This window comes from Micromonospora sp. M51 (assembly GCF_018070305.1).
Classification (GTDB): domain Bacteria; phylum Actinomycetota; class Actinomycetes; order Mycobacteriales; family Micromonosporaceae; genus Micromonospora; species Micromonospora parva.
Window position 1 is genome coordinate 1 of record NZ_JAGPXZ010000420.1, and the last position, 5,374, is coordinate 5,374.

Sequence of the window (5,374 nt, forward strand, 5' to 3'; positions counted from 1 at the left end):
GGGTAGGACGGATCGGGCACCGCGGGCGGGTAGGGCGGGTAGGGCACTGCGGCCGGGTGCGGCGGGTACTGCGGGTAGGGCGGATCGGACGGGTGCGGTGGGTATCGGTGCCCAAACGCCCGGGCCGGGTCGTACAGCCGGGCGATCCGGACGGCGAGCAGCACGCCCGGCACCAGGGCCAGCAGGGCGAGCGCCACGGCGACCCTGCTCTGCGCAGGGTTCCCGCCCAGCCAACCCACGAGCGGCACCAGGGACAGGAGCGCGGTGAGCAGCAGCCCGGTGAGTGCCCATCCGCTCCATCGGGTCAGTGCGTCCTGGTAGGAGACCCGAACGAGCATGGCCGTCGCTGTCACGACGTTCAGGGGCAGAACGACGAACAGCAGGGCCATGCCCGTCGAGGAGTCATCGTTGCGCCCCCAGGCGCCCGCCAGCACGATCCCCGCGACCACTATCTCCCCGCTGCCGGCGACCCCCCACCAGCGCGGACCGCCCCCGCGACGGATCGCCAGATGACCAGCGAGCACGGTGACCGTAACGCCGAGGGTCAGCGCGAGCGCGAGGGCGAGCTGCAGGTCCGTGTCGCGGCTGCCGAGCCCGCCGTCCAGCGCGGGCGGCTCGGTCCAGCCTCCGTCGTCCGGTCCCGCGTGATGTCGGAAGCCGTCGCGTTGCCATCCGCCGTCCGCTCTCCGGTGCAGGATGCCGTCGCGCCCGTTGGCGACCAGCACCTCGTGGCCGCCACCGGCGGCCGGATAGACGATCAGATCGCGGGAGGCGAAGTGCCGGCGGATGTCACCTGGGTTGGCGAACCGGCGGGCCATCCCCTCGCGGCGCGCGTCCGACACCTCCCAGGCCACCTGCCAGGTCACGCCCGCGTCGTCACTCTGCTCCACCCGCAGGTGCTCGGCGACCGCCCGGTAGCACCGCTGCGGCTCGGTGGGCACACACGCCTGCCGCTGCCCGGGGCCCTGGCGGGACAACCGCTGTTCCTCGCCGTCGGCGGCGGGCCGCCAGGTGTTCCCCCCGTCCTGGCTGATCGACCATCGGCCGTCAGCCGGCCCCTCCGGCCAGGTCCGATCGTTGTATCCCACGCCGATCGAGATCGCCGGGTGACCGTCGAGCAGGGCGGTGCCCACGGCGTACGGGTACTGGTACTGGCTGGTGGCGGCCACCGCGAAGACCGCCGGTGGCAGCACCACCAGCATCCGGACCAGCCGGGCGGTCCGTCGGCGCACCGGGCGGCGACGTGACCGCCGCCAGCTCCACCAGGCCAGGCCGAGCGCCGGCAGGGTGAACAGGTCGGTCCAGTCGGCCCGGACCAGCGACGGCCCGGCCAGCACGGTCCAGGCCGAGGAGGCGAGTTCGGCGGCGTACCCACTGGATTTGACCACCGCGAACCCGGCACCCACAGTGGCCAGGGCGACGGATGCGGCCCTCCGGGCCGGCAGTCGTGGCAGCAGGAGGGTCAGCAGCACCGCGACCAGCGGTGGGGTGAGCACCAGCCCGGCGACGTCACTCAGCTTGCCGGTCACCGGGCCGGGGAAGGCCGCCTTCAGCACATGATCGTTGACCAGCAGCAGGGCCAGCGCGAACAGAGTGGCAGTGTGGCAGAGCCAGGACAGCGTGGTGGGTGCGCCGTCCTGGGGAGTGGCGGAACCCGTCATCCCCTCAGGATCGGGTCGACCTGTCTCGATCCGGGCTCAGGTCGGTCTGGGTCCGGTACCGACGCTCAGCCGGCATCGGAGGAGTGCCCCGGGAAGAGGTGGGCGCTCGGGTCGATGGCCACCGCCGCGTTGTTGACCGCCGTCGCCGCCTCACCGAAGCCGGTGGCGATCAGCCGGACCTTGCCCGGGTACTCGGTGATGTCGCCCGCCGCGAAGACCCGGGGCAGGTTGGTGGCCATCGCGCTGTCCACCAGGATGTGGCGGCGGTCCAGCCGTAGCCCCCACTCGGCGAGCGGGCCCAGGTCGGCGGTGAAACCGAGGGCGGCCACCACGACGTCCACCGGCAACGTCTCGGTGGCGCCGCCGCGCACTGTCACCTCGGCACCGGTCACCGTGCCGTCCCCGAGCAGCCTGGTGACCTCGGCGTTGACCACGACCCGCACCGGCAGCGCGAGCACCCGGGCGACGGTCGAGGCGTGCGCCCGGAACTTCTCCCGTCGGTGTACGAGGGTCACCGACCGGGCCAGCGGTTGCAGGGCCAACGCCCAGTCGAAGGCGGAGTCGCCACCACCGACGATCAGCACGTCCCGATCGGCCAGCTCGGTCGGCTCGGTCACGAAGTAGACGATCCCTGACCCGGGGGCGCCGTCGGCGCACGGCAACGGCCGAGGGCTGAAGCTGCCGAGCCCGCCGGTGACCACTATCGCGCCGCAGGCGAGTTGCTCACCGCCGGCCAGGCCCAGCACCGGTCGGCCGTCAGCGTACGAGAGCTTCTCCGCCCGGGTGCCGAGCAGGTACCGCGGATTGAACGGCGCTGCCTGGGCCACCAGGTTGGCCACCAGATCACGGCCCTTGACGGCGGGAAAGCCGGCGACGTCGAGGATCAGCTTCTCCGGGTACATGGCAGTGACCTGGCCGCCCGGTTCGGGCAACGCGTCGATCACCGCCACCGACAGCCCTCGGAACCCGGCGTAGTACGCGGCGAAGAGGCCGGCCGGACCGGCCCCGATCACGGCGACATCGACCTCGCGCATGGCGTACCGTCGCTTTCCGCTTACGGATCAACGCGTGCTGATCTCGACCGTAGGCGGGCGGCGACAGTCGGGCAAGGACGTCCCAGAGGCGCGCCGGAGAATCGGCTCAGGGCAGGCTGAGCGTGGAACCTGAATAGTCCGGGCCGTCCACCGCCGGTCGCCGCCGCCGGAACAGGATCGCCGCCACCACCCCGCCGAGCAGGCCGAACAGGTGACCCTGCCAGGAGATCCGCTCGTCGGTGGGGAGAATGCCGACCAGTTGCCAGCCGTAGAGCAGACCGACCAGGAGGAAGACCGCGAAGTTCCACCAGCTGCGCTCGACGATGCCCCGGGTGAGCAGGATGCCCAGGTAGCCGAAGATGACACCGCTGGCGCCGACCACCACCGAGTTGGGCGAGCCGGTGAACCACACGCCGAGCCCACTGACCAGGATGATGATCAGGGTCGACCAGAGGAACCGGCGGGCACCGGCGGCGAGGACGAAGGTGCCCAGCAGGATCAGCGGGATGCTGTTGCTGTAGAGGTGGTCGAAGCCGTGGTGCAGGAACGGGGAGAAGAAGACCCCGTCCAGCCCGTCGATGCGTTGCGGGATGATGCCGGCGGTGGCGTCCAGGCCGAACGCCAGCCCCTGGTCGACGGCCTCGATGAGAAACAGGAACGGGACCACCGCGCACATGGCGACGAAGGCCCGGCCGAGCGAGGCGTAGAACGCCTCGGTGCCGAACCGGAACGGGTCGCCGCTTGACGGGTGCAGGGTCACCGTACAACTGCTATCAGCAAAAGCGGCCGACCGCCACTCACGTCCCGACCGGGGTACGCGCGACAGCGGGGCGGGTGGTCTCCCACCCGCCCCGCGTCGAGAGCGTCAGTAGTGCCCGTTGTTCTGGAAGTAGGTCCAGGCACCGCAGGGCGTCTTGTACCTGCCCTTGATGTAGCCCAACCCCCACTTGATCTGGGTGGCCGGGTTGGTTCGCCAGTCGGATGCGACGGAGCCCATCTTGCTGCCCGGCAGCGACTGCGGGATGCCGTACGCACCGGACGAGGAGTTGCTGGCCTTGTGGTTCCAGCCGCTCTCCTTGGTCCAGAGCTTCTCCAGGCAGGGGAACTCGGAGATGCCGAAGCCGGCGTCGATCATCAGAGCGCAGCCGGTCTTGCGGTTGCCGCTGTACTCGGCGCAGGACGCCGGGATCGGCCCGTCGTACGGCTTCGCGGCCGCGTTCGCGGCCGCGCGCTCACGTTTGCGCGACGCCGCAGCGGCCTCGGCCTGGCGTGCCCGCTCGGCGGCTTCCTTCGCGGCCTGCTTCGCCCGCAGCTTCGCCTGGTACTCGGCGGCGCGTTGCTTGGAGAACTGCACCTGGTGAGCGGCCTGCCGCTCACGCTGGTACGCGAGGTCGGCCCGGTCGACCTCGACGCTGACCTTGTCGGCCAGGCCCTGTTGCTGGGTTTCCCGGTCTTCGCCCAGGTAGAAGCCACCGGCAACGCCCACGGAGAGCAGCGCTACAGCAGCCGTACGGGCGCCCAACCGGCTCCACAGCCGACTCACGAAGTGGTCCCTTCGTCGGGAGCAAGGACGTGGCGCGGCGCGGGCCGCAGGTGGGCCGTCAGCCGTGCCACGAGCGCCCCGACCGGTTGCCGGTCGCGCTGACGCACCGATCGTCGCTGATGTCGTCCGTCTCGCGACGTTCGATCACCAACGATTCCTGTGGTGCGTGGACGCTCGTGGGACACGATTGCGCACAGTGAGGCTGATGGGAAACGGACCGGGCCGTTTGTGATCTGGGCCACACTAAAAATAGGGACGAATCCCCCTAAAGCGCCCGTCAGATCGGGATGTCCTCCAGGAGGTCGGTGACCATCGCGGCGATCGGCGACCGCTCCGAACGGCTGAGGGTGACGTGTGCGAAGAGCTGATGGCCCTTGAGCGCCTCGATGACCGCCGTCACCCCGTCGTGCCGACCGACCCGCAGATTGTCCCGCTGGGCCACGTCGTGGGTGAGCACCACCCGCGAGCCCTGCCCGATCCGGGACAGCACCGTCAACAACACCCCGCGCTCCAGCGACTGGGCCTCGTCCACGATCACGTAGGCGTCGTGCAGGCTGCGCCCCCGGATGTGGGTCAGCGGCAGCACCTCCAGGATGCCCCGCGAGGTGACCTCCTCCAGCACGTTCTCGTGCACCACCGCGCCGAGCGTGTCAAAGACCGCCTGCGCCCACGGCGACATCTTCTCCGACTCCGAACCCGGCAGGTAGCCCAACTCCTGGCCACCTACCGCGTACAGCGGGCGGAACACGATCACCTTCTTGTGCCGACGACGCTCCATCACCGCCTCCAGCCCGGCGCAGAGCGCCAGCGCCGACTTTCCGGTGCCGGCCCGGCCGCCCAGCGAGACGATCCCGATCGACTCGTCCAGCAGCAGGTCGAGAGCGATCCGCTGCTCGGCCGAGCGACCGTGCAGCCCGAACGCCTCCCGGTCGCCCCGGACCAGCCGCACCGACTTGTCCGGCAGCACCCGGCCGAGCGCCGAGCCACGCGCCGAGTGCAGCACCAAACCGGTGTGACAGGGCAGCCCGGCCGCCTCGTCGAGGTCGAGCGTCTCGCCGGCGTAGAGCTGGCCGATCTGCTCCTCGCTCAACTCCAGCTCCGACATGCCGGTCCAGGTCGGGTCACTGGCCTGGCCG

Annotated in this window: 4 protein-coding genes and 1 pseudogene; all 5 read right to left on the reverse strand. The window is 70.8% G+C overall.

Annotated elements, in window-relative coordinates; translation table 11 throughout:
• Nucleotides 1-1,661: pseudogene (locus KBX53_RS21005) on the reverse strand (hypothetical protein); the annotation flags it as partial.
• Nucleotides 1,662-1,726: 65 nt separating this feature from the next.
• Nucleotides 1,727-2,695 (reverse strand): NAD(P)/FAD-dependent oxidoreductase, encoded by a 969-nt coding sequence (locus tag KBX53_RS21010; RefSeq protein ID WP_030328840.1) that lies wholly within the window; start codon nt 2,693-2,695, stop codon nt 1,727-1,729.
• A gap of 106 nt (nt 2,696-2,801) precedes the next feature.
• The gene (locus KBX53_RS21015; RefSeq protein WP_030328841.1) at nt 2,802-3,455 is read right to left on the reverse strand and encodes a rhomboid family intramembrane serine protease; all 654 of its coding nucleotides are present in this window, start codon (nt 3,453-3,455) and stop codon (nt 2,802-2,804) included.
• 105 nt (nt 3,456-3,560) lie between these two features.
• On the reverse strand, nt 3,561-4,238 hold the full coding sequence (locus KBX53_RS21020; protein WP_210861170.1) for a lytic transglycosylase domain-containing protein: 678 nt from the start codon (nt 4,236-4,238) through the stop codon (nt 3,561-3,563).
• 277 nt (nt 4,239-4,515) lie between these two features.
• The coding region (locus KBX53_RS21025; protein ID WP_210861172.1) for a PhoH family protein at nt 4,516-5,374 on the reverse strand (859 nt) is incomplete at its 5' end.

Coding starts and splice junctions, on each gene's coding strand:
- KBX53_RS21010 (WP_030328840.1), bottom strand. CDS start 2,695: ATGCGCGAGGTCGATGTCGCCGTGATCGGGGCCGGTCCGGCCGGCCTC.